Origin of the sequence: Rhodoferax sp., from assembly GCF_034519335.1 — a bacterium.
Taxonomy (GTDB): Bacteria; Pseudomonadota; Gammaproteobacteria; order Burkholderiales; family Burkholderiaceae_C; genus Allorhodoferax.
Genome location: NZ_JAXHOL010000025.1, coordinates 16,821 through 43,395, shown reverse-complemented (window position 1 = coordinate 43,395; position 26,575 = coordinate 16,821). Strand labels below are relative to the sequence as shown.

Here is a 26,575-nt window from a genome sequence, read left to right as displayed (position 1 = left end):
ATGGTGGGCGTCGTGTGTCGTCTCTTCTCGCTTCCTTATGCTCCAAATCCTGCGCTTGTGTCTGATCGGGCTCCACTTTCTCGTGGCAGCGGTAATCAATTTCCTCATTTGTCTTGTACGCCCGTTCAACCCTGACAACTCGCGCTTGTGTGGTTGGGTGTATTCGGTGCCTGCCTTGCGCATTTTGGGGCTGACCATGAAGCTGGACACGGCCGACATGCTGCGCCAGCCCAACCCCTTTGTGGTGGTGGCGAACCACCAGTCGAACTGGGATCTGTGGGTGTTGGGCTGCTCCGTGCCACGGCGCACGGTGTCTTTGGGCAAAAAGAGCCTGAAGTGGGTGCCTTTTTTCGGGCAGATTTATTGGCTTGCAGGCAACATCCTGATCGACCGTGGCAATGCCATCAAGGCCAAGCAGGCCATGCTGAAAACCACCGATGTGATGTTGCACCAGGACACCTCGATTTGGGTCTTTCCGGAAGGCACGCGCAACCTGGGCAAGGGCTTGTTGCCTTTCAAGAAAGGTGCCTTCCAGATGGCCATCAACGCGGGCGTGCCGATTGTTCCCCTGGTGTGCAGCAACTACAAAAGCACCATGCGACTGAACCGCTGGCATAGCGGCTGCATTGTGATCAAGACCTTGGCGCCCATCCCCACCGCGGGGATGACGCTGGAGGATATGCCCGCGCTGATGGAGCGTTGCCGTGAACAGATGCTGGCCTGCTTGGCGGAGCTGGATGCCCAGATTGCTCAGGCGTAAACAAGGGAGTTTTGGCGCCTCCCTTGTTGCTTGCGATTGCGGGAATTACATGCCCGCGTAGTTCGGTCCGCCGCCGCCTTCGGGCGTGACCCAGACGATGTTTTGCGTGGGGTCCTTGATGTCGCAGGTCTTGCAGTGCACGCAGTTTTGCGCGTTGATCTGCAGGCGGTCGGTGTTGTCTTCGTTCTTCACAAACTCATAGACGCCGGCCGGGCAGTAGCGGGCTTCGGGGCCGGCGTACTTGGCGAGGTTGATGCTCACCGGCACCGAGGCGTCTTTGAGCGTCAAGTGCGCAGGCTGCTGCTCTTCATGGTTGGTGTTGCTGATGAACACGCTGCTCAGGCGGTCAAAGGTGAGCTTTCCATCGGGCTTGGGATAGACGATGGGTTTGCATTCGGCCGCGGGCTTGAGGTAAGCGTGGTCGGGCTTGTCACGGCGCAGCGTCCAGGGGATGTGGCCGCGCAGCACGAATTGTTCAAAGCCGTTCATGAGCGTTGCTACCGTCAAGCCGTGTTTGAACCAGTTCTTGAAGTTGCGGTCCTTGTTCAGCTCCGTGTGCAGCCAGCTCTTCTCAAAGGCTTCCGGGTAAGCGCTCAACTCGTCGTGCTGGCGGCCTGCCACCACGGCATCAAAAGCAGCCTCAGCAGCTTGCATGCCAGTTTTGATGGCGGCGTGGCTGCCCTTGATGCGGCTGACGTTCAGGTAGCCAGCATTGCAGCCCACCAGGCAGCCGCCAGGGAACACGGTTTTGGGCAAGGCGTTGATGCCACTGGCGTTGATCGCGCGCGCGCCATAGCCCAGGCGTTTGGCGGTGACCTCGCCCTTGTCGTTCTCGAAGTAGTAGCGCACATTGGGGTGCGTCTTCCAGCGCTGGAATTCTTCAAACGGGCTCAGGTAAGGGTTGCTGTAGCCCAAACCGGTCACAAAGCCGAGTGCGACTTTGTTGCCGTCCAGGTGATACAAAAATGCGCCGCCGTAGGTGTCGGATTCCATGGGCCAGCCGGCGGTGTGCATGACAAATCCGGGCTTGTGGCGGCTGGGGTCGATCTCCCACAGTTCCTTGATGCCAATGCCGAAGCTTTGGGGGTCGCGACCCTCATCGAGTTTGTATTTGGCAATGAGTTGTTTGCCCAGGTGGCCGCGTGCCCCTTCTGCAAACACGGTGTATTTGCCCAGGAGTTCCATACCGAGCTGGAAGCTCTCCATGGGTTCGCCGTCTTTGCCCACGCCCATATTGCCGGTGGCCACGCCCCGGACCGAACCATCCTCGTTATAGAGCACTTCGGCCGCAGTGAACCCGGGGAAAATCTCCACGCCCAAAGCCTCGGCTTGTTCGGCCATCCACTTGGTGACGGCGCCCAGGCTCACGATGTAATTGCCATCGTTGTGGGCGAACGGGGGCAGGAACATGTTGGGCACGCGCACGCCGGTTTTCTCGCCCAGGAAAATGTAGGCATCGTCGGTAACCGGCTGGTTCAGCGGTGCGCCCAGTTCTTTCCAGTTGGGGATCAGCTCGGTCAGCGCTTTGGGGTCCATGATGGCGCCGGACAATATGTGCGCGCCGGGCTCGGAGCCTTTTTCCAGCACGACGACTGATACCTCTTTGCCCTGTTCCGCCGCAAGCTGCTTCAGGCGGATTGCCGTTGCAAGACCACCAGGGCCACCGCCTACGACGACCACGTCGTATTCCATGGATTCACGGGGGCCGAATTGCGCCAGAATTTCCTGGTTTGTCATGGGGTGTCTCGCTTAATAATGGGTGGTCTTCGGATCGGTCCGCCCGCACAAAGGCGCATCGTACTGGAGTGGGATTTTATTCGCTGAATTCACAAAAAAGAACGGTCGTTCTTTTTATTTTGAGGAGGCACTCTAAATGGCTTACAGCATCGATCTTTCAGGGCGTGTCGCATTCATCACGGGTGCGTCTGGCGGGCTGGGGGCGCAGTTTGCCAAAACATTGGCCGCGGCAGGGGCGGCCGTTGTGCTGGCTAGCCGTCGGCTGGACAAACTTAAAGACCTGCGTGCCGAAATCTCGGGGCAGGGTGGTGATGCCCATGTGGTGGAACTGGACGTGACCGACCACGATTCCATCAAGTCGGCCGTGGCGCATGCAGAGACGGAGGTGGGCTCGATCGACATCCTGATTAACAACTCTGGCGTCAGCACCACCCAACGCCTGCAGGATGTGTCGCCCGACGATTACGACTTCATGTTCAACACCAATGTGAAGGGCGCCTTTTTTGTGGCCCAAGAGGTGGGCAAACGCATGCTGGCGCGCGCCAAGGGCGCGGCGCCTGGCAGCTACACCGGAGGGCGCATCGTGAACATCGCATCCATGGCGGGTTTGCGGGTGCTCCCGCAAATTGGCGTCTATTGCATGAGCAAGGCTGCCATCATCCAGATGACCAAGGCGCAGGCCCTGGAGTGGGGCAAATTCGGCATCAATGTGAATGCGCTTTGCCCGGGCTACATCGACACCGAAATCAACCACCACCACTGGCAGACCGACGCAGGCCAGAAGCTGGTGCAGATGTTGCCGCGCAAACGTATTGGCCATCCTCAAGATTTGGACGCCATTCTGGTCACCCTGTGTTCCGACCAAAGCCACTTTATCAACGGCGCCGTGATTGCTGCGGACGATGGCTTTGGTGTTTGAGGGTTTGCGTTTGACAGCTCGGGTGCGGGTTTGTTGGTAGGGATTCTGGCCGGACTGGCGGCCGGGGCGCTTTGGGGCTTGGTGTTTGTGGCGCCGGCACTGGCGCCGGGCATGGCTGCGGTGGATCTGGCGGCAGGGCGCTTTGCCTGCTACGGCCTCACGGCATTGTTGGTGATGTTGTTGGCGCGTGGCAAACGGCGTTGGCCCACTCCACGTCAGTGGGGCGCCGCCCTGGGTTTGAGCGTGTTGGGTTTCTCGGGTTACTACCTCTTGCTGGTGTTATCCATCCGCGATGCCGGGGTGGAGGTGCCCACACTCATCATTGGCACCATCCCCATCTGGGTCATGCTGATGGGCAAGCCAGAGCATCTGCGGTGGCGCAGCCTGTTGCCGGGCTTGTTGCTCACGATCACTGGGGTGCTCTTGATGATGGGCACCGAGACGGCAGGTGCCACGGCGCAAGCCACGGAAGGTTGGGCGTATTGGCGCGGCATTGGCTTTGCACTTTTGTCCATGCTTTGCTGGACTGCGTTTGCGGTGCTGAACTCGGCTTGGCTCAAGCACCACCATGAGGTGAATGTGACGGACTGGACCAACTGGCTGGGTGTGGCGTCCGGGCTGGGCGCTGTGGCCTTGTGGTTGGTGCTAGGTTCAGAGACAAAAGTGCTTCTAGCCCAGGCAGGTATTGCGCAAGGCGCTATGGTTTGTATAGCAACCGGAGTCGGCTCGGCATGGCTGGCGACGGTGTTGTGGAACATTGCCAGCCGCCGCCTGAGTGCCAGTCTGTGCGGCCAGCTGATTGTGAGCGAAACTTTATTCGCCTTGCTCTATGCCTTTGTGGGCTACGGCGTGTGGCCGCACTGGTTGCAACTGCTGGCGAGCGCGGTGTTTGTTCTGGGCATTGTCGCCTCCATCCGGGCGCATCGCTAAAAGCGCGCGGCCCGGAAGAAGCTGGAGAATTACTTTGGTGCTAAACGAATCGCACCGTCCAGTCGAATCACTTCGCCGTTGAGCATGTCGTTCTCAAAAATGTGCACTGCCAGTTTGGCGTAGTCCTGCGGGGTGCCCAGACGCGAAGGGAAGGGCACGCCGGCTGCCAGTGCGTCTTGCACCTCTTGCGGCATGGAGAAAAGCATGGGTGTGCCGAAGATGCCGGGGGCAATTGTCATATTGCGGATGCCGTTGCGCGCAAGGTCACGTGCAATCGGTAGGGTCATGCCCACCACGCCACCTTTGGAGGCGCTGTAAGCGGCTTGGCCAATCTGTCCGTCGTAAGCGGCAACCGATGCGGTGGAGATCATGGCGCCGCGCTCACCTGTGGCTTCGGGCTCGTTCTTGCTCATGGCATCTGCTGCCAAACGAATCATGTTGAAGCTGCCAATCAGGTTCACGGTGATGGTCTTGCTGAAAGAGGCCAGCGCGTGCGCGCCGTTTTTGCCTACCGTCTTTTCAGCAGGGGCGATGCCAGCGCAATTCACCAAGCCCATGAGCTTGCCCATCGATACTGCCTTCGCCACCACGGCTTGGCCGTCTGCCTCGTTGCTGACATCGCACTTGACAAACGCTCCGCCAATGTCATTGGCAATGGCTTCGCCTTTTTCTGCTTGCATGTCTGCAATCACCACTTTCCCGCCTTTGGCTGCCAGCATGCGTGCAGTGCCTTCGCCCAAACCAGATGCACCGCCCGTAACGATGAAGACTTTGCCTGCAATTTCCATAAATAGCTCCTTGGAGTTGGGTTGACGTTTACGTAAACGTCAATTATGACCCAGCCCTGCTCAACTTTTGCCTGGGCTAAGCCTTGGTGCGTGCATTTATGCTGCTATACTTTGGCCTCTCGGATAATGTAGGCGCATAGCTCAGCTGGTTAGAGCACCACCTTGACATGGTGGGGGTCGTTGGTTCGAGTCCAATTGCGCCTACCAAATTTCCAACATCTCCTGCTTCTAGGGTATTCCTAGGTCAATGCCGGGTGATCACTCCCTAGAATGTGCTGCAGTGCAACACCATTTTGGCTCTCACGTTCAGTGCCGGGCGATCGCAATGCAAAAAACATCCTCCAAAGATTCCAAGAAGACGCAACGGGTTATCAAGAAATACCCCAACCGCCGTCTCTACGACACCGATACGTCCACCTACATCACGCTGGCAGAAATCAAGCAGTTGGTGATGGACAGCGAAGTGTTTTCGGTGGTGGACGCGAAATCGGGTGAGGACATCACCCGCAGCATCCTTCTGCAGATCATCTTGGAAGAAGAGGCGAATGGTTCACCCATGTTCACTACGCCAGTGCTCTCGCACATCATCCGCTTTTATGGCCACGCCATGCAGGGCATGATGGGTGGCTACCTCGAGAAGAACATGCAGGCACTGATGGACATGCAAGCGCCTATGGTGCAGGGTGTCATGAGCAACAACATGTTCCAGCAAATGCAGGAACAAATGCAAAAACAAACAGAACAGTTCCTCGGCACCTTCGGCTTGAAGCGCTAGGCGCATTCGGGCCTTGGCGGTGGGCTGGGCTGGTTCCACGGATTCAAAGATATGACAGATGTATTGACCTCCAACCCTTCCGCACAGGCTTCACCCAAAGTCGGGTTTGTGAGCTTGGGCTGCCCCAAGGCCTTGACCGATTCCGAGCTAATCCTCACCCAGCTTAGTGCTGAGGGCTATCAGACATCCAAAACTTTCCAAGGGGCGGATCTGGTCATCGTGAACACCTGTGGCTTCATCGACGATGCGGTCAAGGAGAGCTTGGACACGATTGGCGAAGCACTGGCCGAAAACGGCCGGGTGATCGTGACCGGTTGCCTCGGGGCCAAGACGACCGATGGCGGCGAAAACATGGTGCGCCAGATGCACCCAAAGGTGCTGGCCGTGACCGGCCCGCATGCCACGCAAGAGGTGATGGACGCTGTGCACCTGAACCTGCCCAAGCCCCACGATCCCTTTATTGATTTGGTGCCGCAGTCCTTTGGTGTGGCGGGTATCAAGCTCACGCCGCGCCACTATGCGTATTTGAAAATCAGCGAGGGTTGTAACCACCGTTGTACCTTCTGCATCATCCCCAGCATGCGTGGCGACCTGGTGTCCCGCCCGATTGGCGATGTGCTGAGTGAAGCCAAGGCCCTGTTCGAAGGAGGCGTGAAAGAGTTGCTGGTCATCAGCCAGGACACGTCGGCCTACGGCGTAGATGTGAAATACCGCACGGGATTCTGGGATGGCACGCCGGTGAAGACGCGCATGCTGGAGTTGGTACAGGCCTTGGGTGATATTGCCGAGCCTTACGGTGCCTGGGTGCGTTTGCACTATGTGTACCCGTACCCGAGCGTGGACGACATCATTCCCTTCATGGCCACGGGTCGTGTGTTGCCCTACCTGGATGTGCCGCTGCAGCACAGCCATCCTGATGTGCTGCGCCGCATGAAGCGCCCCGCCAGCGGCGAGAAAAATCTGGACCGCCTGCAGCAATGGCGTGCGGCCTGTCCCGAACTCGTGGTACGCAGTACTTTTATTGCGGGCTTTCCGGGCGAGACGGAGGCCGAGTTTGAGCACCTACTGGACTTCATTCGTGAAGCGCAGATCGACCGCGCGGGTTGCTTTGCCTACAGTGCCGTGAATGGCGCAACCGCCAATGATTTGCCGGGCATGTTGCCCATCGAGTTGCGCGAAGAGCGGCGCGCGCGTTTTATGGCTGTGGCTGAAGAGGTGTCTGCCGCACGCTTGCAGCGGCGTGTAGGTTCCGTGATGCAGGTGTTGGTGGATTCCGCGCCCGCCTTGGGCCGCAAAGGCGGGGTGGGGCGCAGTTATGCCGACGCGCCAGAGATTGATGGCGTGGTGCGATTGCTGCCACCCGAAAAAATTAGCAAGACTCTCAAAGTGGGTGAGTTCACCAAGGCACGCATTGTGAGCGCGCAGGGACACGATCTGGTCGCTGTTCCGATCTGAAAGACCCATGAAAACCGAGGGCCCGTAACAGGGCCCTTTTTTATGGCTAGCATGGATAAACAGGCAAAGAAAAAGCCCTGTGACTTACGTCACAGGGCTCATCTATCGGTGGTGCCCAGGAGAAGACTCGAACTTCCACGGTCTTGCAACCGCTAGCACCTGAAGCTAGTGCGTCTACCAATTTCGCCACCTGGGCAACGAGTTGAATTCTAGCACGGTTAAAAAGCTGTTTTGGATTCGCGCCGCACTTTTTGAAATTGGTGTGACAGCGTGAGCAGCGGTGGTGTCTGCATAAGCCGTCGCATTTCTGGCGCATACTAATGGCCAAGAGGAACTAACAACCTTTCAGCCCGGGCTACTCATGAAAGCGAGCGATTTCATTAAAAACGTCAGCCAAACCAGCGGCATGCTGGACGAAGTAGAAGGCATTGTTCAGGGGCACCGCGACGGACACGGTTTCGTGTCCCGTGATGATGGTGCACCGGACATCTATTTACCCCCGAACGAGATGCGCGCGGTGCTGCATAAAGACCGCGTCAAGGTGCGCATTGTGCGCAGCGACCGCAAGGGCCGCCCCGAGGGGCGCGTGGTGGAGATCATGGAGCGCTCCACGCAACCCATCATAGGCCGTCTTTTGCAAGAAAGTGGTGTGTGGCTGGTGGCGCCTGAGGACAAACGCTACGGCCAAGATGTGTTGATTCCAAAAGGGGCTACGAGCGTTGCCAAGCCAGGGCAAGTGGTGGTGGTGGAGCTGATAGAGCCACCAGCACTTTTTGGACAACCGGTTGGGCGCATCAAAGAAGTGCTGGGGGAAGTGGACGACCCGGGCATGGAGATTGAAATTGCCGTGCGCAAGTACAGCGTACCGCATGAGTTTTCTGATGCATGTATTGCACTCGCACGCACCTTGCCCGATAAAGTGCGTCCACAGGACAAACTTCAGCGCATTGACCTGACCGACATCCCATTGGTGACTATTGATGGCGAAGATGCCCGTGACTTTGACGATGCGGTGTACTGCGAACCCGCTACCAAAGGCCGTGGCAAGACAGCCCTGAAAGGCTGGCGCCTGTTGGTCGCTATTGCAGATGTCAGCCACTATGTGGAGACGGGCTCTGCGATTGATGTAGACGCCTACGACCGGGCCACCAGCGTTTACTTTCCGCGCCGCGTGATTCCCATGCTGCCCGAGAAGCTTTCCAATGGACTGTGCTCACTGAATCCTGAAGTAGAGCGCTTGTGCATGGTGTGCGACATGTTCGTCACTGCAGACGGTGAAGTGGACGCTTACCAGTTTTACCCGGCAGTTATGTGGAGCCATGCCCGGTTCACGTATACCGAAGTTGCCGCTATATTGGGCAATACGCGAGGCCCCGAAGCCAGCAAACGGCGTGATTTGGTGCCGCAACTCCTAGACTTGCACGGTGTGTATCAGGCATTGTTGAAGTCTCGCCACAAGCGCGGCGCGGTGGACTTTGAAACCACCGAGACACAGATTGTGTGCGACGAGAACGGTCGAATCGAGAAGATCGTTCCGCGCACTCGCAACACCGCCCACCGCCTGATTGAAGAAGCCATGTTGGCGGCCAACGTGTGTAGTGCCGACTTCATTGCACAAAACAAACATCCCGGTTTGTTTCGTGTGCACGAAGGCCCTACACCGGAAAAGCAGGAAGTTCTACGCAACTACCTCAAGGCCAGTGGTATCGGCATGAGCATCAGCGATAAGCCCGCCCCGGGAGAGTTTCAGGCTATTGCTCTTGCCACCAAGGACCGGCCAGATGCGCAGCAAATTCACTCGATGTTGTTGCGGTCCATGTCGCAGGCGATTTACACGCCCATCAACAGCGGTCACTTCGGTCTTGCGTTTGATGCCTATACCCACTTCACCAGCCCCATTCGCCGGTATCCCGATCTGTTGGTGCACAGGGTGATCAAGGCGATCCTGGCCAAAACCAAATACCAATTGCCGGTGTTGCCCACGCCTGGTGAGGCGCATGCCAAGCTTGCGCGCCGTCTGGAAAAAAACCTTGCCAGTCGCGTGGCAGAGCCTGGCACCAAACCCAAGAAGATGAATGCGGAGGGCACGGCTTGGCAAGCCGCTGGCCTGCATTGCAGCGCGAACGAACGCCGCGCCGATGAAGCCAGTCGGGATGTGGAAGCCTGGCTCAAATGCAAGTACATGCGCGAGCACTTGGGCGAGGAGTACTCGGGGGTGGTCAGCTCGGCCACCACTTTTGGCCTGTTTGTTACGCTGGACGCCATGTATGTGGAAGGCTTGGTGCACATCACGGAGCTGGGCGGGGAGTATTTCCGCTTCGATGAGTTGCGGCAGGAGCTGCGCGGTGAGCGCACGGGCATTCGCTACGCGATTGGCACACGTGTGCGTATCCAGGTCAGCCGTGTCGACCTGGATGGCCGCAAGATTGACTTCCGTCTGGTGCAAGAAGGCCAGAGCTTGCAGCCGCGAGCCATGGCCGACAAGGGGTTGCCGCGGGAGGCCAAAGGGCGTGCAGAATTCGCTGACCGCGTGGAGTCCGATGGTGGCGGCGCGTTCAATGGCAAAGCTCGGCAGCGGGCCGGCACCAAATCCTCGCGCAGCGTACGCACGGGTGAGAAAGTCTCTGGCGCGTCGAAAAAGCCGGCCAAGAAGCAACGGCGCTAAGTGGTGGTGTCTGCCAGTCGCCGGATGCGGCTGGAGAGAAGCCCTCGGACGCTATATAAAAGATAGCTGCTCGCGCATATTCCACGTGGGCTTGCGGCCTATTTGGCTTATATTTTTCTTGCCAAGCTAGATGCGGTCAGTGTCGACCTCTCAGGCCATTGGTCAGCCAATTGGCCGTGTCGGTAGCAGGCGCTGCACGCGGCTTCGAAACTACTTTTACCCCCTGCCATCAGGCTGCCTAGCAGGCCTGCCAGCACATCGCCTGTTCCAGCGGTGGCCAGCCGTGCATTGCCGGTGGGGTTGATGCGTGGTACCTCAGCGGGGCTGGCGATAACGCTTCCCGATCCTTTCAGTACGACCGTGCATTGGAATCCATGCGCCAGTGCTTGGGCACTGGCCACGCGGTTGGCTTGCACGTCTGCGGCGCTGCAACCCAGCAGGCGCGCGGCCTCTAGAGGGTGTGGTGTGAGTGCCGTGGTGCCGGCCGTGCGCGCTGCCAGCACCGAGTGCCAGTCAGGGTTTTGGGCCAGGGCGTTCAGGGCGTCGGCGTCCAGCACCAATTGCCGGGCGTCGGCCAGGAGCAGGGGCAAGCAGGCGGCAATAGCAGCCCCGCCACCACACCCTGCCACCACAGCCATGCGACCGATGGCTAGTTGTTCCACGCTCGCTTGCATCAATGTTGGGTGGGTGGCGAATACGGCGTTGTGATCACCCGGGCCCAATAACGCCAAGTAGACGCGTCCGGCACCGCCGTGCAGGGCAGCGGAGCCCGCCAGCAAGGCAGCCCCCACCATGCCGACGGCGCCGCCTACGACGGCCACATCGCCAAAACTGCCTTTGTGGGACGCATGCTGGCGCGGGGTGTTTTGTGGGGCGACGTTCAGCCATGCATCGGGAGCCTGGAGTGCTGTGCACTCCAATGTGTCTAGCCAGATGTCGCCACAGACATCCCTACCGTGAGCCGTGAACAGCCCTGGCTTCAGGGCTAGAAACGACAGCGTGGCCCGTGCCCGCACGCAAGAACCCGGGGTGTGGCCGGTGTCGGCCACCAGGCCACTGGGCACATCGGCCGCAATGATGTCGCCATCACCGGCCTGCATGGTTTGGATGGTGGCCAGCGCCGCGCCACGGGGTGCCGCCTGCAGACCGATACCCAACAAAGCATCGATACAGACATCCCAGTGGGCTGGTGGCGTGGTGTGGATGAGAACGCCTGCCGCTTGGGCCCTGTGCAGCGAGGCCATCGCATCAGCAGGCAGTGGCTGCGCAGATTCGGGCAAAGATAGCCAAACCGTTTTGCCCCAACGTTGCAAGTGCATGGCGGCTTCGAAACCGTCGCCCCCGTTATTGCCGCAGCCACAGGCCACCCAGATGGTTTGGGCGTGCGGGGCGTAGGCCAGTGTGAGCCGCGCCAAGGCCAGTCCGGCGCGCTGCATCAGGGCATGGGCGGGGAGGGTGCTGGCGGCATGGGCCTCCAGCGTGCGTAGCGCGGCTGTACCAAACAGCGGGTAGGGTGTGGGGCGCAAAGGCCCCTGTGGGCCCAGTACCCACTCAGAATTCGTAGACATCACCCTCGCGGGCCAGTCGGATGTCCATGCCCTGTGCTATTGCCGCGTTGGTGCTTAGTGCATCGGCAAAGGCGACTTCCAGCGCATCGTCGCTGCGGGTGGGTTCATGGTGGGTGCAAAAGAGCAACTTGGCACCCGCTCCGTGCGCGCTGGCAATACTGGTGCTGAAGGTGCCGTGGCCCCAGCCTTTTTTTGCGGGGTATTCGGCGTCGGTGTACGAACTGTCGGCAATGTAGACGTCCACGCCGCGGATGGCGTCCTGGATGGCACGCTCTTTCTCGTCCACAAACACCTGGTACTCGTCGTAGGCCTCGTCGCCTGGTTCGTAGATGTTGTAGGGCGGCTCGTGGTCACCCGTAAAAAAAACCGACTTGCCGTTGCATTCAATGCGGTAGCCGAAGTCGATGACCGGGTGGTTCAACAGACATGGCGTTACCGTGGCCGAACCGATCTGGATGGGCTGGTCCGGCATCAGAGTGACGTACTCGATCCGTGCTTTCATTTCTGCCTCACGCACGGGAAAGTAGCTGTACTGCAGTTGCACCGCCATAACCTGCTCGATGCCTTTGCCCGACACCGGGTCGAAGCAGCCATGCAGGCGCAACGTGTTGCCCGGAATGAAGTTGGGAATGAAAAAGGGCAAGCCCTGGATATGGTCCCAGTGGGAGTGGGTGATCAGCACGTTGGCAGTGACGGGCATTTCGGCCAGCAGCGTTTGCGACAGCGGGAAAATGCCGGTACCAGCATCCAGGATGATGAGTTCGTTGTTGTCCGTGCGAATCTCGATGCAGGTAGTGTTGCCGCCATATCGCACCGTCTTGGGACCAGGCGAAGCAATGGACCCACGAACTCCCCAAAACTTCACCTTCATGCCATCTCCTTCACAGTTTGGCAAATACCTGCGCTTCTGCAAACAGGGTGTCCAGGTTGCCCATGGAGGCAATCACTGCATCCAGATCGCCACCCAAGCGCCTCTGGATACCGGCCGGCAACTGTTCAATTTTGTGGTTGCCCGCAAAACCATACTCCAATTTTTTGCTGATCTGGTTGGCCGCAAACACGCAGGCGATCATGTCCGTGTCCTTGAGGTCGTCCACCCGTTGGTGCCGGATGGTATCGATCAAATGAGGGGCGAAGCGCCATTTTTCCACCAGCATGGCGCCTACTACCGCGTGGTCTGCGCCGATTGTGCTTAGAAGCGCCGCATGCAAGGAGCTTTGCCCTTCCTTGCTGATTTGAAGTGCAATCTTGAACTCGGATGGCATAAATTGCGCAAACACCACTTTGCCAAAGTCGTGCAATAGGCCCGCGATGAAGCAGTCCATGGGGTCTGCATCATCGACATTGAGAGCCAGCTGCTTGGCGATGCCTGCAGTGGCCAGTGAGTGCAACAAATACTGCTGTACGTCAAATCCGGCATCGTTGTCTTTGGGGAGCATTCCGATGGCGGCAATGCTCAGCGCCAAGTTTTTGATGGTGTTGAATCCCAGGTACACCACGGCGTGGCCAATCGAGGTGATTTGCTTGGGAAGGCTGTAGTAAGCCGAGTTCACGACCTTGAGGACTTTGACTGTGACCACTGGGTCTTTGTCGATAACTTCAACCAAGTCTTTGGGCGTGCTGTTCACGTCCCGCGTCAGCTCCAAAATGCGCTGTACGCTTTTGGGGAATGCGGGCATGCCATCTACGGCAGCCGTCAGTTTTTGTGAAAGTTCAGGACTCATGGATAAGGCGTCTCCCTCATCCCATTGTGTCAGCACCGTATGGGCATCGACAACAGTTTTTTAGCGAATGAATCGGGTAGGCAACAGGGGGGACATGGTGACGTCTGTGGGGCGCCCTGCAATTTGGTCCGCTAGGAGCCGCGCTGAGCCGCATGCCCATGTCCAGCCGCAGGCGCCATGCCCCAAATTGAGAGATACGTTTGCTAGTCCGCTAGGGCCAATAGCAGGCAGTCCATCGGTGATGGTGTGACGGGTCCCCTGCCAGACTTGGGTGCCTGCCGGGTAGTTCGCCGCTCCCGGGAAATGTAATTCCAGTGCCCGATACATGGCATTGACCACGCGAGCGTCTTTGACATCCGACTTGATTCCCAATTCTGCACCAGCGCATACGCGAATTCGGTTTCCAAGACGGTTGATAACCATGTTTTCACGCAAGTCGTGCACAGCACTGCGGGGGGCATTGAGAGGTTCTCGAACTGCAACACTGAGAGCGTAGCCATGCAGGCTGACCAAGGGCATGTGCAGAGGAAACTTTGCCTTCAAATGTGGGGGGATTTGCCCCGTGCACAGCACTACATGGTCTGCGCTGACAAGTTCTGTGCCCTGTGGGCTCGCAAACGTCAGGTTTGGAAGGGTCTGCGGACCCAGATCCAGCAAATCTGCGCCGAATTGGTATGTCACTCCCAGTTTTTGGGTAAGGTGTTTGAGTTCCAGGGCAAATTGACGGCAGTTCGCCACATGGTCGCCCGGTAGCCAAAGCGCAGCATGAAAAGACGCCTCACTATGCAGGGCGGGCTCAAATTTCCGAGCCTCCGCAGGTGTCAATACTTTGCAATCGATATCTTCGCTTTTGAGGGCTTCCAGCGCAGGCTGCAGGCGTTGCAGCGATTGTTCGCTCTCGACCAGCACCAGTTGCCCTTCACTTCGCTCTATCTCCATCTGGTTGCGCTCGACGATATTCGCGAGTTGATTTGCGCTGTACTTTCCTAATGTCTGTGCTAGCGCGACCTGCTTAGCACGCACTTCGGAGGTGTTGTAGCGAGTCCAGCGCCTGAGGGATTTGATTTGCTGCAGTGAACGCCACGGACGCTGGGTCAAATGCCGCCCCGTGTGAATCAGTCGTGCAAAAGCGTTGCCTTTGTCCCCAGGGAATGCGAAGGGGATATACATGCTAGGTGCGATCAAACCGCTGTTGGCAAAGCTTGCCTCCTCGCATGCTGCTGCAGATTTATCAAAAACGGTGACGGCATGGCCGTCCATTGCCAGTTCATAGGCCGTGGCAATGCCGACTACACCGGCGCCTACTACTGCTATTTTCATTTTTACTTTCAGATGCTTTGTCGCAAACCTCATGCTCGCGCATCAGGGTATTTTTTCACAAGCATGGATGGAAAATACGGAGCTGTTCAACTTTGTCCGCAATAAGGCGCGTCGTGGGCGTTTTGGTACAAACGCCCCGCGTGATATACTCGACTGGCTTTGCTGGCGGTACATCTGTCCCTCGCAATAGCAATCACAAACCGGTCCAGCCAAGGTGTTGCGCCTGCCACGCAGGGGCGATGTGCGGATCGGATTTAAGACCTAACCTTTGGAGTTAATCATGGCAGTTACTATGCGCGAAATGCTGGAAGCAGGCGTTCACTTTGGACACCAAACCCGCTTCTGGAACCCCAAGATGGCCCCGTTCATCTTCGGTCACCGCAACAAAATCCATATCATCAACCTGGAAAAATCTTTGCCGATGTTCCTGGAGGCTGCGAAGTTCGTTCGCCAGCTGTCTGCAAAACGCGGCACCATCCTGATGGTTGGCACCAAGCGCCAGGCTCGCGAAATTGTGTCTGCTGAAGCACAACGCGCCGGTGTTCCTTTTGTGGATCAGCGCTGGTTGGGTGGCATGTTGACCAATTTCAAGACTGTCAAGACGTCCATCAAGCGTTTGAAGGACATGAAGGTTCAGCAAGAAGCAGGTTTGGACAGCATGAGCAAAAAAGAGCAGCTGATGTTCGCTCGTGAATTGGAAAAGCTGGAGAAAGATATCGGTGGTATCCAGGATATGAACACCTTGCCTGATGCAATTTTCGTGATTGATGTGGGTTACCACAAGATCGCCATTGCTGAAGCGCGCAAGCTGGGCATTCCTTTGATCGGCGTGGTGGACTCTAACCACTCCCCCGAAGGTATTGACTATGTGATCCCCGGTAACGACGACTCCTCCAAGGCTGTGACTTTGTATGCCCGTGGTATTGCTGATGCGATCTTGGAAGGCCGCGCCAATGCCGTAGACGATGTGGTCAAGGCAGTCGCTGCTGAAAGCGAAGATGAATTCGTTGAAGTGAGTGAAGCCTCCGCTTAAGGCTCTGCATCACCCTTCAAAAGGGGGCTTTGTTGCCCCTTTTTTTTAGCTCTTACATAAACTACTGATTAACGGAGAATCCAAATGGCAGCAATTACAGCAAGCATGGTGGCAGAACTGCGCGGCAAGACCGATGCGCCCATGATGGAATGCAAGAAAGCTTTGACCGAGGCCGAAGGCGACATGGTTAAAGCAGAAGAACTTTTGCGCGTGAAGCTCGGAAGCAAGGCCGGCAAGGCCGCTGCGCGCGTGACCGCTGAAGGTGTTGTGGCTACCAGTATCGAAGGTTCCGCAGGCGCGCTGATTGAAGTAAATTGCGAAACCGACTTTGTAACCAAGAACGACAGCTTCTTGGCCTTGGCCAATGCGGCAGCATCCCTTGTGGCCAAGCACAACCCAGCCGACGTGGCTGCTTTGAGCGCTTTGGCTTACGAGCAGGACGGTTTTGGCCCCACACTGGAAGACGTTCGCAAGGGCCTGATTGGCAAGATTGGCGAGAACATGACCTTCCGCCGCTTCAAACGTTTCGACGGTTCTACCAAGCTGGCTTCTTATCTGCACGGGACCCGCATCGGCGTGGTGGTGGAATTTGAAGGTGAAGAAGTTGCAGCGAAAGACGTTGCCATGCATGTGGCTGCCATGAAGCCTGTGTCTTTGTCTGCTGATCAGGTGCCCGCTGAATTGGTGGAGCGCGAGCGTTCCGTTGCTGCTGCAAAGGCCGCTGAAGATGCTGCAGTGGCTACAGCAGCTGGCAAGCCCGTGCAGTCTGCAGAAATTGTTGCCAAACGCATTGAAGGTGGCGTGCAGAAGTTCCTCAAGGAAGTCTCCTTGTTCAACCAGCCATTTGTGAAGAACGACAAGCAAACCGTGGAGCAAATGCTCAAATCTGTTGGCACTACCGTGAAGGGTTTCACCTTGTATGTCGTGGGTGAGGGTATTGAGAAGAAGGTCGATGACTTCGCGGCAGAGGTAGCGGCACAAGTGGCTGCTGCCAAGCAAGCTGCTTGATTCTGACTTTGCTTAACCACCTTACCTTCCGGAGTTACCCATGAGCCAAGACCGTCCTGCATACAAGCGAATTTTGCTGAAGCTGTCTGGCGAGGCGCTCATGGGTGATGACCAGTTTGGTATCAACCGCAACACCATCGTACGCATGGTGGACGAAATTGCGGAAGTCACCCGACTGGGCGTCGAGGTAGCGGTGGTGATTGGTGGTGGAAACATCTTCAGGGGTGTTGCGGGCGGCTCTGTGGGGATGGATCGCGCCACGGCCGATTACATGGGGATGCTCGCAACAGTGATGAATGCCCTGGCCTTGGGCGACACCATGAACAAAGCAGGTCTCACCGCGCGTGTCATGTCCGCGATTGGTATTGAACAGGTCGTAGAGCCCTATGTTCGTCCCAAAGCGCTGCAGTATCTGGAAGAAGGAAAGGTCGTAATTTTTGCGGCTGGCACGGGTAATCCGTTTTTCACCACAGACACTGCGGCAGCCTTGCGCGGAGCAGAAATCGGTGCTGAGATTGTGCTCAAGGCTACCAAAGTAGATGGTGTGTACACCGCCGATCCCAAGAAAGATGTCTCAGCCACTCGCTACACGCAGATCACATTTGATTCTGCTATGTCGCAAAATCTGGGCATCATGGACGCGGCTGCGTTCGCATTGTGCCGCGATCAAAAATTGCCTATCAAGGTATTTTCCATATTTAAGCATGGCGCGCTGAAGCGCGTAGTGATGGGCGAGGACGAAGGTACTTTGGTCCACGTTTGATACTTAGACTCGCCTCATTCGCCTGTATCCAAGGAAGTCACCATGTCAATCGCAGATATCAAAACCAACCTTGAAAACAAGATGGATCAATCCATCGCTGCGTTCAAGAATAATTTGACCAAAGTTCGTACCGGGCGTGCCAATCCGGCCTTGCTCGATACCGTTCAAGTCGACTACTACGGTTCCATGTTGCCCCTGAGCCAAGTCGCGAACTTGTCCCTCATTGACGCGAGAACCATTAGCGTTCAGCCGTGGGAAAAAGGCATGGGTGCGAAGATTGAAAAAGCCATTCGCGAGAGTGATTTGGGACTGAATCCTTCCAGCATGGGAGACCTGATTCGTGTTCCCATGCCCGCCATGACGGAAGAGCGTCGCCGTGAACTCACGAAAGTGGTGCGTTCCGAGGGCGAAGCAGCCAAGATCGCAGTACGTAACTTGCGTCGTGATGCGAACGAGGCGGTGAAGAAGCTCGTGAAAGACAAGTTGGCCTCAGAGGATGATCAAAAGCGCTCTGAGGCAGATGTGCAAAAACTCACCGACAAGCACATTGCTGAAATTGACAAGCTCGTTGCTTCCAAAGAGCAAGATATCATGGCGGTTTGACCGCCTTGCACCCCATGCCACAACCTGATGCCGGGCCACACCATGTGGCTATAGTGATGGATGGCAATGGGCGCTGGGCCTCCAAACGGTTTTTGCCGCGTATAGCCGGGCACAAGCAGGGTGTTGAAACCCTGAAAAAAGTTGTGCGTTTGTGTGCCCAACGGAAGATCGCGGTTTTGACGGTCTTTGCGTTTTCCTCGGAAAACTGGAGTCGTCCTGCAGAAGAGGTCTCCGGGTTGATGGATTTGCTGGCAGGTGCGCTTGCCCGTGAGGTGTCGCAACTCAAGCGAGACGGAGTCCGCCTGCGTTTCGTTGGGGATCGTTCTGGTTTATCGGACCGTGTGCGAACCGGCTTATCCCTTGCGGAGCTAGAAACTGCTGACAATAGTTTGCTGACATTGAACGTGTGCTTCAACTATGGCGGCAGGTGGGAAATTGCCCAAGCTGCAGCAGCGCTGGCTACGCGTGGTGAGCCGATCACCGAAACCTCCTTGTCGCAGGCCATTGCATTGGGTGTTGGGCCTGATCCTGATTTGCTGATCCGTACGGGCGGCGAATTCCGCCTGAGCAACTTTCTGTTGTGGCAGTCTGCGTACACTGAGTTGTATTTCAGCCCTGCATTTTGGCCAGATTTTGATGAATCGGCGCTAGACCAAGCGCTTGCGGAATACCATGCACGAGAGCGGAGGTTCGGGAAAACTTCTGCGCAAGTGGTCCTGTCCAGAATTCCCTCTGTTTAAAAGGATTGCCCATGTTGTGGCAACGAGTTGTTACTGCGGTGCTGCTTCTGGCGGTGCTGCTCCCCGCTATTTTTTACCCTCAGCCGGTGGTATTTTCCATCGTAGCAATATTGCTGATTGCTGCTGGCGGGTGGGAGTGGGCACGATTGAACCATGTGGGTACAGCTGGGGCTTGGGCTACGGGCGCAGTGTGTATGGTTGTTTGTGCCGTGCTGCTTTATTGCGCGGCCGAGTTTGTACCCGTGAGTGGGCTGTGGCTCACGGTGACCGCAATCTGGGTGCTCGGTGGTAGCTGGTTGTTGGCCCTTGGTGCAGCGCGCTGGGTGTTGGTTCCCAAACCGATTCGGTGGATGCTTGGTGTCTTCTGCCTTTGCGCAGCATGGCTTGCAGTGATTCAGGCTCGCGTAATTGGTATTAACTTCCTTTTTTCGGTCATGGTTTTGGTATGGGCGGCAGACATTGGCGCCTATTTCTCTGGCCGATTGTTAGGCGGCAAGTTATTCAAGCGCAAGCTCGCACCTTCGATCAGTCCAGGGAAGACTTGGGAAGGCGTACTTGGGGGCATGTTGGGGGTGGCGTTATGTGCCCTAGTTTGGATACAGATTGAACAGCGGGTGGTGCTGGACAGTGTCAGTATCTACAAAAAGCTGTGGCAGCAGGATGGCTTGCTGACCGTGCTGGCCATTCTGTGGTTAGTAGCCTGGAGTGTGGTGGGGGATTTGACAGAGTCCTTGATCAAGCGGGGTGCTGGCGTCAAAGACAGCAGTAATTTGTTGCCTGGTCATGGCGGAGTGCTGGATCGCCTCGATGCCCTGTTGCCGGTGCTCCCAATGGCCATGATGTTGCAATCGCTATGACTCCCAATCTTCGACGTGTTACCGTTTTGGGGTCAACGGGTTCGATTGGCGTAAATACGCTGGATGTCATCGCGCGGCATCCTACGCAGTTCGAGGTTTTTGCCCTAACAGCCTCCACCAGTGTGGAGCTCATGTTTGAGCAGTGTGTGCGCCACCGTCCGAAATATGCCGTGATGGTGAGCGTGCCGCATGCACGTGAGCTGGAATCGCGCTTGCAGGCCGTCAATGTGCGTACCCATGTGCTGAGTGGTGCCTCGTCCCTAGATGTAGTTGCTGCACATCCCGAAACCGATTCGGTGATGGCCGCGATTGTGGGCGCCGCTGGTTTGCCATCCTGCATGGCAGCGGCGCGGGCGGGTAAACGCCTGCTACTTGCCAACAAGGAGGCCTTGGTGGTCGGAGGGCAGCTGTTTATAGATGCTGTTGTGGCGGGTGGGGCGACCCTGTTGCCCATCGATAGCGAACATTCGGCCATTTTCCAGTCGTTGCCAGAGACGAGATCTCTTTGGAACACCACGGTAGATAAAATTATCCTGACAGCGTCTGGCGGGCCTTTCCGATCTAGAGCCCCGGAGACTTTGCGCGAAGTAACTCCGGAAGAGGCTTGCGCGCACCCGAATTGGGTCATGGGGCGGAAAATCTCGGTGGACTCCGCCACCATGATGAATAAGGCTCTTGAGGTTATAGAGGCTCACTACCTATTCGGTATCCCGCCTGAACGTATCGAAGTGGTAATTCACCCGCAAAGCGTTATCCACTCTATGGTGCAGTTTGTGGATCACTCTGTAGTCGCACAACTTGGCACGCCTGACATGCGCGGCCCGATTGCCTATGGTTTGTCGTGGCCAGAGCGTGTGGTTTCAGGATCTGCTGCCATTGATTTCTCCCAGTTGACAAGTCTGAGTTTTGAGGCTGTTCATTCCCACGGCCATAAAGAGCGTTTCCCCGGTTTGCAATTGGCTTGGGATGCGATGGCTGGCCCGCAAGGAACTACCGCCGTATTGAATGCAGCCAACGAAATTGCGGTGGCCGCCTTTCTGAATCGTCAAATTCGCTTTGATCAGATCCACCGGGTCAATGTAGAAACATTGTCTGCGACACAGTTTGCACACCCAAGTTCCATCGAGGATCTTCTGGCCATCGACGGTTTGGCAAGGCGTTTTGCTGAGCAAACCGTGTTCAACTTGACACACTGAGTCCATAGGTCGAAAGCCATGCTCACCATCGCTGCATTTGTCTTTGCCATTGCGCTACTTATTGCGGTCCATGAATGGGGGCACTACCGCATGGCTGTTTTTTGGGGCGTCAAGGTCTTGCGTTTTTCCATTGGGTTTGGCCCTCGCGTTTGGGGCTGGTCTTCGCCGCGCTCCGGGACTGAGTTCGTGCTGTGCGCCTTGCCTCTTGGCGGATACGTCAAGATGCTGGATGGGCGGGAAGGCCCAGTCGATTCTTCTGAACTACACCGTGCTTTCGACACTCAGAGCTTGAGAGCCCGGGCCTCCATAGTCGCTGCTGGTCCGCTGGCGAACTTGGTTTTGGCGATTGTGCTGTATAGCATTGTGCATTGGTCAGGCTCAACCCAGCTGGATGCTGTCTTGCCCAGGCCACTGGCTGGTTCTGTCGCTGTCCAGGCGGGTTTCGTTGGCGGCGAACGTGTGTTGTTTGCTGGCACCCAGCCAAATGCCATGGAGCCGGTGCGTTCTTTTGAAGATTTTCGTTGGTGGTTGACCCAGGCTGCATTGGCGAAAAATGACTTGATTGTCGAATACAGCGGATCCTCCCAAACAGAGGCTGGCGCAGACACCAGTTTACGCAGAACGCTCCATCTAAAAGGGCTTGATACCCGTTTTGCGGATGCAAGCCTGTTTCGGGCGATTGGTTGGCAGGGGCCTATGTCGGCTGCGCAGATTGGTGAGGTTATGCCTGGGGGCGCTGCTGCAGATGCGGGTTTGCTTACAGGTGACTTGGTCGTGCAGGTGGATGGAGTCGCAATAGTGGACGCAGCTCAATTGCGTGAGGTAATTCGTTCGGCTTTGGGGAATGCTTCAGGCACGACTCAGCGTTGGCAGGTAGTTCGTGAGGGCCGGCAATTGATACTCCCGGTCACCCCACGCATTGAATCTGTGGATGGACAACCGTTGGGGCGCGTGAATGCGATGATCGGCGCAAAGCCTGCAACCGTCTCTGTGCGGTATGGCGTTTGGGAGGGGCTCAGCCGCTCTTTTTCACGTACGTGGGAAGTGTCGTTGTTGACACTAAAGATGATGGGAAAAATGGTTTTGGGCGAAGCCTCTCTCAAAAATCTGAGTGGGCCGTTGACTATTGCAGACTATGCGGGCAAATCCGCCTCCGTTGGATGGTCCCAATATTTGGTCTTTTTAGCTCTGATTAGCATCAGTTTGGGGGTGCTCAATTTGCTACCCATCCCGGTCCTCGATGGAGGGCACCTGATGTATTATCTTTGGGAGTCATTGACGGGGCGCCCTGTGTCCGAAGCTTGGATGGGTTACCTGCAGCGAGCAGGTTTGGGCGTGCTTTTGGCAATGATGTCGATCGCGGTATTCAACGATGTGGCACAACTGTTGAGCTAAGCGCAAGCCCTCAGGCTACGCAGTCCACACAAATAGAACTGGCAACTATGTATTTCAAACGATCTTCTTTGCGTGCAGTCGCTTGCTCTTTGCTACTTGGAATGGTGGCGCAGGCGGCCATAGCGTTGGAGCCATTTCCTGTGCGCGACATTCGGGTTGAGGGGCTACAGCGAGTCGAGGCGGGGACCATCTTTGCTTCGTTGCCGGTCCGTGTCGGTGATACCTACACTGATGACAAAGCTGCTGCAGCCATTCGAGCTCTGTTTGGTCTTGGTTTGTTCAAGGACGTACGTATCGAAGCCAACAATGGCGTGTTGGTTGTCATTGTTGAGGAGCGTCCCACGGTTGCTGACGTGGATTTCACAGGTACTCGGGAGTTTGACAAAGAGGTACTGAAAAAAGCGCTGCGTGAGACGGGACTGGCAGAAGGGCGTCCTTTTGACAAAGCTCTGGTGGATCGCGCTGAGCAAGAGCTCAAACGTCAGTACATCAACAAGAGCATGTATGCCACCGAAGTAGTCACGACCGTAACGCCGATTGAGCGTAATCGGGTTAATTTGAGTTTTGCTGTTGTCGAGGGTGACACTGCCAAAATCAATGACATCAAAATTGCCGGCGCAAACGCGTTCTCGCAAAGTACATTGCGTGATTTGTTCGACTCGGATACTGGTAACTGGCTGAGTTGGTACACCAAATCCAACAGGTATTCGCGCACCAAGCTTAACGCCGACATCGAATCATTGCGCTCCTACTACTTGTCACGTGGTTACCTTGAATTCAAAGTCGACTCGACCCAGGTAGCCATTTCGCCGAACAAACAAGACATTGATATCACCATCAATGTGACCGAAGGCGAGCGTTTTGTCGTGTCCAGTATCAAGCTGGCTGGCAATTATTTGGCAAAAGACGAAGAATTTCAGTCGTTGATCACCATCAAGGCGGGCGAGGCCTACAACGCCAGTGAAGTCACGCAAACGACGAAAGCCTTCAACGATTACTTTGCGAATTTTGGATATGCATTTGCCCGTACCGAAGCGCGCACTGAAATTGACCGTAGTACCAACCGGGTTGCACTTATGTTGGTAGCTGAGCCGTCGCGACGGGTCTACGTGCGTCGCATCAATGTGGCTGGAAATGACAGAACGCGTGACGAGGTCATCCGCCGCGAGTTCCGTCAGTTGGAGGCCGCGTGGTACGACGGCGAGAAAATTCGCCAGTCCCGTAACCGGGTTGACCGCTTGGGCTACTTCACCGAGGTGGGTATCGAAACCCAAGAGGTTTCCGGCGCGCCAGACCAGGTGGATTTGACAGTTAACGTGGTTGAGAAACCCACGGGTAGCATTAGTTTGGGTGCCGGAATTTCGAGCGCAGACGGCTTGGGTCTGTCATTTGGATTTAAGCAAGAGAATGCATTTGGCTCTGGTAACTCGCTGGGTGTAGAAGTCAATACCAGTAAAACCAATCGCACGGTGGTGTTCAGCACAACAAACCCCTACTTCACTGAAGACGGTGTGTCGCGCACTATCGATCTGTACCAGCGCACGTCTCGGCCTTACGATGATGTCGACACCTACGCGATTGAAACCACGGGCGCAGCTGTACGGTTTGGCATTCCATTTACCGACTCTGATACGGTGTATGTTGGTGTTGGTGCGGACAAGACACGTATCATTCCCGGCACCTGTACCACGGTCAGCACCTGTCTACCGCCCGCGTTTCAAGATTACGCCAACGAGTTCGGCTACAGCAGTACCGCTGTTCCGCTGACTTTGGGCTGGGCACGCGATACGCGTGACAGTGCTCTGGTTCCCAGTACGGGCAAGGTGATGCGAACCAATGCCGAATGGAGTGTGGGAGGTGATTTGCGTTACGCACGTGGCACTGCGCAGTACCAACAGTTCTTCCCCATTTCTCGCAAGGTGACTGCTGCCTTCAACTCAGAAATTGCGTTGGGTGCTGCGACGGGCAGTGGGACATACCCAGTTTTCAAAAACTATTATGCAGGCGGTCTGGGATCAGTCCGCGGATTTGAGCAGGGCAGCTTGACTACTGCAGCGCAGCGTGCAGGATCTTTGAAGGCTACCGGTGGCACCAAACGCATCAATTTCAGCGGTGAGCTGTTGGCCCCCTTGCCCGGCGGTGGCAATGACCGGACGCTGCGCGTTTACGGCTTTGTGGACGCAGGGGGCATCTACGGAGCCAATGAGTCTATTCAATTGGGTGACATGCGCTCCTCGTATGGCGTCGGTATCAGCTGGATTTCTCCGGTGGGTCCTTTGCGTTTGGCATTTGCCCGTCCTATTACCAAATTTGAAGGCGATAAAATCCAAGGTCTTCAATTCCAGATCGGAACAACTTTCTAATGAAACACGTTAAAGCAATGTGGGGCGTCGCACTGGTTCTGGCCTTGGCCGCCGTGGGTGCCCATGCCCAAGATTCCAAAATTGGGTACATCAATACCCAACGCATCACCACTGAGTCCGGGCCGGCAAAAGCAGCACAAGCAAAGTTGGAGCAAGAGTTCTCCAAGCGCCAAAAAGAGTTGGCGGACCAGCAGCAGTCCTTGAAGGCTATGAGTGACCGCTTTGAGCGAGATGCACCCACCCTTACGGAAACTCAGCGCGTAACCCGTCAAAAAGAGTTTGCAGAGCAGAATCGCGATTTCCAACGCAAACAGCGCGAGTTCCAAGAAGACTTGAACGGCCGCCGCAACGAAGAGTTGCAACAGGTGCTGGACAAAGCCAACAAGGCAGTTAAGCAGGTGGCTGAAGCCGAGAAATACGATCTGGTGATACAGGAAGTGGTGTACAGCAATGCGCGCCATGACATCACCGAAAAGGTTCTCAAGATTCTCAATTCCGGCGCCAAGTAAGCCTTGGATCGCCGCATGCGGGGGGAAGGCATGGACCTCGCTTCCATGGTGCGGGTGTTGGGTGGTGAACTGCATGGTGATGCAGCATTTGTCATCACGGGGCTGGCTCCGCTGGAAACGGCCACTGCCCGAGACCTTAGCTTCCTGAGTAATCCCAAATACCAGCAACAACTTGCGGCTTCTCGCGCTGCTTGTGTCATTGTTGCCCCCGCCATGCGCGACATGGCATTGGCCCGTGGCGCATGTATTGTCACAGCCAACCCCTACCTTTACTTCGCCAAAGTCACCCAGTTGTGGAAGCAGCAGCGGGATTTGGCGACACGCGCCAAATCTGGCGACTTGACCCCTTTGGTGCATCCCAGCGCTGTTGTGGATTCCACCGCAGTGGTGGATGTGACTGCCCGGATTGGCCCACTGTGTGTGGTGGAGGCGGGTGCCCGAATTGGCGCACATACGGTGCTCAAGTCACGTGTGACGGTGGGCGAAGATTGCGTCGTGGGCGACCGTTGCCTCCTGCATGCCGGAGTAGTGGTTGGCGCAGATGGTTTCGGTTTTGCTCCCGACGGTGACCGTTGGGAAAAGATTGAACAACTCGGTGCGGTGCGCATTGGCGATGATGTGGAGATTGGCGCCAACACCTGTATTGACCGCGGCGCTCTGCAGGACACCGTGATTGAAAACGGTGTGAAGTTGGACAACCTGATTCAAATTGGCCACAACGTTCGTATCGGCGCAAATACCGCCATGGCTGGTTGTGTCGGAGTCGCAGGCTCTGCCACCATTGGGCCGAATTGCACCATTGGTGGTGGCGCCATTGTTTTGGGGCATTTGACCTTGGGCGCTAATGTGCATATTTCGGCGGCCACAGTGGTCAGCAAATCGATTTTGAAGCCCGGTCACTATACCGGCATGTTCCCGATTGACGAGAACGCCTCGTGGGAGCGCAATGCCGCAACGCTGAAGCAGTTGCACGGCCTGCGCGACCGTATCAAAACCTTGGAAAAAGAGTTACAAAAATCATGATGGACATCCATAAAATTCTCAAGCAGCTGCCACACCGTTACCCCTTCCTTCTGGTGGACCGGGTGTTGGAGCTGGACAAGGGCAAGACGATCAAGGCGCTCAAGAACGTCACCATCAATGAGCCTTTTTTTGAAGGCCACTTCCCACACCGTCCCGTCATGCCGGGCGTGCTGATGCTGGAAGCGCTGGCCCAGGCGGCGGCACTGCTGGCCTTTGACGCGCTGGATACCTCGCCCAACGACCAGATGGTGTACTACTTTGCCGGCATTGACGGCGCGCGCTTCAAGCGCCCAGTGGAGCCGGGGGATCAACTGATCCTGAACGTGGAGTTGCTGCGCATGAAAGCTGGCATTTTCAAGTTCAAGACCAGTGCGACCGTGGGTGAGGATTTGGCCTGCGAAGCCGAACTCACGTGCGCGATGCGCGCGATTGCGTAAGAGGTTC

The 26,575-nt window shown here is 56.5% G+C and carries 24 protein-coding genes and 2 tRNA genes; 19 read left to right on the top strand and 7 right to left on the bottom strand.

The genetic code is table 11. From position 1 onward, the window contains the following. Positions 1 to 37 precede the first annotated feature (37 nt). The gene (locus U5O12_RS10865; RefSeq protein ID WP_322578652.1) at positions 38 to 760 is read left to right on the top strand and encodes a 1-acylglycerol-3-phosphate O-acyltransferase; all 723 of its coding nucleotides are present in this window, start codon (positions 38 to 40) and stop codon (positions 758 to 760) included. Between the two features lie 45 nt (positions 761 to 805). On the opposite strand, the gene U5O12_RS10860 is transcribed toward U5O12_RS10865, so the two are convergent. Next, positions 806 to 2,497 (bottom strand): electron transfer flavoprotein-ubiquinone oxidoreductase, encoded by a 1,692-nt coding sequence (locus U5O12_RS10860; RefSeq protein ID WP_322578651.1) that lies wholly within the window; start codon positions 2,495 to 2,497, stop codon positions 806 to 808. A 136-nt stretch (positions 2,498 to 2,633) separates the two neighbouring features. Between U5O12_RS10860 and U5O12_RS10855 the strand changes: the two genes are divergently transcribed. Beyond that, the gene (locus U5O12_RS10855; RefSeq protein ID WP_322578650.1) at positions 2,634 to 3,416 is read left to right on the top strand and encodes an SDR family oxidoreductase; all 783 of its coding nucleotides are present in this window, start codon (positions 2,634 to 2,636) and stop codon (positions 3,414 to 3,416) included. Between the two features lie 30 nt (positions 3,417 to 3,446). Beyond that, positions 3,447 to 4,346 (top strand): DMT family transporter, encoded by a 900-nt coding sequence (locus U5O12_RS10850; protein ID WP_322578649.1) that lies wholly within the window; start codon positions 3,447 to 3,449, stop codon positions 4,344 to 4,346. A gap of 29 nt (positions 4,347 to 4,375) precedes the next feature. Here U5O12_RS10850 and U5O12_RS10845 read toward each other — a convergent pair whose 3' ends face one another. Next, entirely contained in the window at positions 4,376 to 5,134 is a 759-nt protein-coding gene (locus U5O12_RS10845; RefSeq protein ID WP_322578648.1) for a 3-hydroxyacyl-CoA dehydrogenase, read from the bottom strand. A 130-nt stretch (positions 5,135 to 5,264) separates the two neighbouring features. On the opposite strand from U5O12_RS10845, the gene U5O12_RS10840 reads away from it, so the two are divergent. The 3 genes from U5O12_RS10840 to rimO all read left to right on the top strand — a co-directional run bounded on the left by U5O12_RS10840 (position 5,265) and on the right by rimO (position 7,364). Beyond that, positions 5,265 to 5,341 (top strand) — tRNA-Val (locus tag U5O12_RS10840). Between the two features lie 118 nt (positions 5,342 to 5,459). Next, positions 5,460 to 5,909, top strand: a complete 450-nt coding sequence (gene phaR / locus U5O12_RS10835) for a polyhydroxyalkanoate synthesis repressor PhaR (protein WP_322578647.1) — start codon at positions 5,460 to 5,462, stop codon at positions 5,907 to 5,909. Between the two features lie 51 nt (positions 5,910 to 5,960). Continuing rightward, entirely contained in the window at positions 5,961 to 7,364 is a 1,404-nt protein-coding gene (gene rimO / locus U5O12_RS10830; RefSeq protein WP_322578646.1) for a 30S ribosomal protein S12 methylthiotransferase RimO, read from the top strand. A gap of 109 nt (positions 7,365 to 7,473) precedes the next feature. Here the strand turns inward: rimO and U5O12_RS10825 are convergent. Further along, positions 7,474 to 7,560, bottom strand: a tRNA-Leu gene (locus U5O12_RS10825). Positions 7,561 to 7,725: 165 nt separating this feature from the next. Between U5O12_RS10825 and rnr the strand changes: the two genes are divergently transcribed. After that, the gene (gene rnr / locus U5O12_RS10820; RefSeq protein ID WP_322578645.1) at positions 7,726 to 10,029 is read left to right on the top strand and encodes a ribonuclease R; all 2,304 of its coding nucleotides are present in this window, start codon (positions 7,726 to 7,728) and stop codon (positions 10,027 to 10,029) included. Between the two features lie 107 nt (positions 10,030 to 10,136). On the opposite strand, the gene U5O12_RS10815 is transcribed toward rnr, so the two are convergent. The 4 genes from U5O12_RS10815 to U5O12_RS10800 are packed head-to-tail and all read right to left on the bottom strand — an operon-like array spanning position 10,137 to position 14,674. Continuing rightward, a complete protein-coding gene (locus U5O12_RS10815) occupies positions 10,137 to 11,597 on the bottom strand; it encodes an NAD(P)H-hydrate dehydratase (protein ID WP_322578644.1) in 1,461 nt (486 codons plus the stop codon). Continuing rightward, a complete protein-coding gene (locus tag U5O12_RS10810) occupies positions 11,581 to 12,468 on the bottom strand; it encodes an MBL fold metallo-hydrolase (protein ID WP_322578643.1) in 888 nt (295 codons plus the stop codon). The genes U5O12_RS10815 and U5O12_RS10810 overlap by 17 nt, the downstream gene beginning before the upstream one ends. Positions 12,469 to 12,478: 10 nt before the next feature. Next, entirely contained in the window at positions 12,479 to 13,321 is an 843-nt protein-coding gene (locus U5O12_RS10805) for an HDOD domain-containing protein (RefSeq protein WP_322578642.1), read from the bottom strand. A gap of 60 nt (positions 13,322 to 13,381) precedes the next feature. Then, the gene (locus U5O12_RS10800) at positions 13,382 to 14,674 is read right to left on the bottom strand and encodes an FAD-dependent oxidoreductase (protein WP_322578641.1); all 1,293 of its coding nucleotides are present in this window, start codon (positions 14,672 to 14,674) and stop codon (positions 13,382 to 13,384) included. Between the two features lie 247 nt (positions 14,675 to 14,921). Here U5O12_RS10800 and rpsB point away from each other — a divergent pair, with 247 nt between their 5' ends. From rpsB to fabZ, 12 genes are all read left to right on the top strand, one after another. After that, the gene (gene rpsB / locus U5O12_RS10795; protein WP_322578733.1) at positions 14,922 to 15,674 is read left to right on the top strand and encodes a 30S ribosomal protein S2; all 753 of its coding nucleotides are present in this window, start codon (positions 14,922 to 14,924) and stop codon (positions 15,672 to 15,674) included. 84 nt (positions 15,675 to 15,758) lie between these two features. Continuing rightward, complete coding sequence (gene tsf, locus U5O12_RS10790; RefSeq protein ID WP_322578640.1) at positions 15,759 to 16,682, top strand: translation elongation factor Ts; 924 nt, start codon at positions 15,759 to 15,761, stop codon at positions 16,680 to 16,682. A 40-nt stretch (positions 16,683 to 16,722) separates the two neighbouring features. Continuing rightward, positions 16,723 to 17,445: a UMP kinase gene (pyrH, locus tag U5O12_RS10785; RefSeq protein ID WP_322578639.1), complete on the top strand. Its 723-nt coding sequence runs from the start codon at positions 16,723 to 16,725 to the stop codon at positions 17,443 to 17,445. A 42-nt stretch (positions 17,446 to 17,487) separates the two neighbouring features. Next, positions 17,488 to 18,048, top strand: a complete 561-nt coding sequence (frr, locus tag U5O12_RS10780; RefSeq protein ID WP_322578638.1) for a ribosome recycling factor — start codon at positions 17,488 to 17,490, stop codon at positions 18,046 to 18,048. 14 nt (positions 18,049 to 18,062) lie between these two features. After that, the gene (gene uppS / locus U5O12_RS10775; protein ID WP_322578637.1) at positions 18,063 to 18,788 is read left to right on the top strand and encodes a polyprenyl diphosphate synthase; all 726 of its coding nucleotides are present in this window, start codon (positions 18,063 to 18,065) and stop codon (positions 18,786 to 18,788) included. An 11-nt stretch (positions 18,789 to 18,799) separates the two neighbouring features. Further along, complete coding sequence (locus U5O12_RS10770) at positions 18,800 to 19,645, top strand: phosphatidate cytidylyltransferase (protein ID WP_322578636.1); 846 nt, start codon at positions 18,800 to 18,802, stop codon at positions 19,643 to 19,645. Next, on the top strand, positions 19,642 to 20,841 hold the full coding sequence (gene ispC / locus U5O12_RS10765) for a 1-deoxy-D-xylulose-5-phosphate reductoisomerase (RefSeq protein ID WP_322578635.1): 1,200 nt from the start codon (positions 19,642 to 19,644) through the stop codon (positions 20,839 to 20,841). Before U5O12_RS10770 ends, ispC begins: the two co-directional genes overlap by 4 nt. An 18-nt stretch (positions 20,842 to 20,859) precedes the next feature. Next, on the top strand, positions 20,860 to 22,236 hold the full coding sequence (gene rseP, locus U5O12_RS10760) for an RIP metalloprotease RseP (protein ID WP_322578634.1): 1,377 nt from the start codon (positions 20,860 to 20,862) through the stop codon (positions 22,234 to 22,236). Between the two features lie 47 nt (positions 22,237 to 22,283). Continuing rightward, positions 22,284 to 24,599 carry an outer membrane protein assembly factor BamA gene (gene bamA / locus U5O12_RS10755; protein WP_322578633.1) on the top strand — a complete coding sequence of 772 codons (2,316 nt, stop codon included), beginning with the start codon at positions 22,284 to 22,286 and terminating at the stop codon, positions 24,597 to 24,599. After that, complete coding sequence (locus U5O12_RS10750; RefSeq protein WP_322578632.1) at positions 24,599 to 25,108, top strand: OmpH family outer membrane protein; 510 nt, start codon at positions 24,599 to 24,601, stop codon at positions 25,106 to 25,108. Before bamA ends, U5O12_RS10750 begins: the two co-directional genes overlap by 1 nt. 30 nt (positions 25,109 to 25,138) lie before the next feature. Next, complete coding sequence (gene lpxD, locus U5O12_RS10745; RefSeq protein ID WP_322578631.1) at positions 25,139 to 26,131, top strand: UDP-3-O-(3-hydroxymyristoyl)glucosamine N-acyltransferase; 993 nt, start codon at positions 25,139 to 25,141, stop codon at positions 26,129 to 26,131. Next, entirely contained in the window at positions 26,128 to 26,568 is a 441-nt protein-coding gene (gene fabZ, locus U5O12_RS10740) for a 3-hydroxyacyl-ACP dehydratase FabZ (protein ID WP_322578630.1), read from the top strand. Before lpxD ends, fabZ begins: the two co-directional genes overlap by 4 nt. The last annotated feature ends 7 nt before the right edge of the window (positions 26,569 to 26,575 follow it).

Excerpts from the sequence above, each read along its gene's own strand:
- U5O12_RS10810 (WP_322578643.1), bottom strand. The coding sequence starts at position 12,468 with ATGAAGGTGAAGTTTTGGGGAGTTCGTGGGTCCATTGCTTCGCCTGGT.
- U5O12_RS10815 (WP_322578644.1), bottom strand. The coding sequence starts at position 11,597 with ATGTCTACGAATTCTGAGTGGGTACTGGGCCCACAGGGGCCTTTGCGC.
- U5O12_RS10805 (WP_322578642.1), bottom strand. The coding sequence starts at position 13,321 with ATGAGTCCTGAACTTTCACAAAAACTGACGGCTGCCGTAGATGGCATG.
- tsf (WP_322578640.1), top strand. The coding sequence starts at position 15,759 with ATGGCAGCAATTACAGCAAGCATGGTGGCAGAACTGCGCGGCAAGACC.
- U5O12_RS10750 (WP_322578632.1), top strand. The coding sequence starts at position 24,599 with ATGAAACACGTTAAAGCAATGTGGGGCGTCGCACTGGTTCTGGCCTTG.
- ispC (WP_322578635.1), top strand. The coding sequence starts at position 19,642 with ATGACTCCCAATCTTCGACGTGTTACCGTTTTGGGGTCAACGGGTTCG.
- U5O12_RS10860 (WP_322578651.1), bottom strand. The coding sequence starts at position 2,497 with ATGACAAACCAGGAAATTCTGGCGCAATTCGGCCCCCGTGAATCCATG.
- rseP (WP_322578634.1), top strand. The coding sequence starts at position 20,860 with ATGCTCACCATCGCTGCATTTGTCTTTGCCATTGCGCTACTTATTGCG.
- fabZ (WP_322578630.1), top strand. The coding sequence starts at position 26,128 with ATGATGGACATCCATAAAATTCTCAAGCAGCTGCCACACCGTTACCCC.
- rnr (WP_322578645.1), top strand. The coding sequence starts at position 7,726 with ATGAAAGCGAGCGATTTCATTAAAAACGTCAGCCAAACCAGCGGCATG.
- U5O12_RS10800 (WP_322578641.1), bottom strand. The coding sequence starts at position 14,674 with ATGAGGTTTGCGACAAAGCATCTGAAAGTAAAAATGAAAATAGCAGTA.
- U5O12_RS10845 (WP_322578648.1), bottom strand. The coding sequence starts at position 5,134 with ATGGAAATTGCAGGCAAAGTCTTCATCGTTACGGGCGGTGCATCTGGT.
- uppS (WP_322578637.1), top strand. The coding sequence starts at position 18,063 with ATGCCACAACCTGATGCCGGGCCACACCATGTGGCTATAGTGATGGAT.
- pyrH (WP_322578639.1), top strand. The coding sequence starts at position 16,723 with ATGAGCCAAGACCGTCCTGCATACAAGCGAATTTTGCTGAAGCTGTCT.
- U5O12_RS10865 (WP_322578652.1), top strand. The coding sequence starts at position 38 with ATGCTCCAAATCCTGCGCTTGTGTCTGATCGGGCTCCACTTTCTCGTG.
- lpxD (WP_322578631.1), top strand. The coding sequence starts at position 25,139 with ATGGACCTCGCTTCCATGGTGCGGGTGTTGGGTGGTGAACTGCATGGT.
- phaR (WP_322578647.1), top strand. The coding sequence starts at position 5,460 with ATGCAAAAAACATCCTCCAAAGATTCCAAGAAGACGCAACGGGTTATC.
- rimO (WP_322578646.1), top strand. The coding sequence starts at position 5,961 with ATGACAGATGTATTGACCTCCAACCCTTCCGCACAGGCTTCACCCAAA.
- rpsB (WP_322578733.1), top strand. The coding sequence starts at position 14,922 with ATGGCAGTTACTATGCGCGAAATGCTGGAAGCAGGCGTTCACTTTGGA.
- bamA (WP_322578633.1), top strand. The coding sequence starts at position 22,284 with ATGTATTTCAAACGATCTTCTTTGCGTGCAGTCGCTTGCTCTTTGCTA.
- U5O12_RS10855 (WP_322578650.1), top strand. The coding sequence starts at position 2,634 with ATGGCTTACAGCATCGATCTTTCAGGGCGTGTCGCATTCATCACGGGT.
- frr (WP_322578638.1), top strand. The coding sequence starts at position 17,488 with ATGTCAATCGCAGATATCAAAACCAACCTTGAAAACAAGATGGATCAA.
- U5O12_RS10770 (WP_322578636.1), top strand. The coding sequence starts at position 18,800 with ATGTTGTGGCAACGAGTTGTTACTGCGGTGCTGCTTCTGGCGGTGCTG.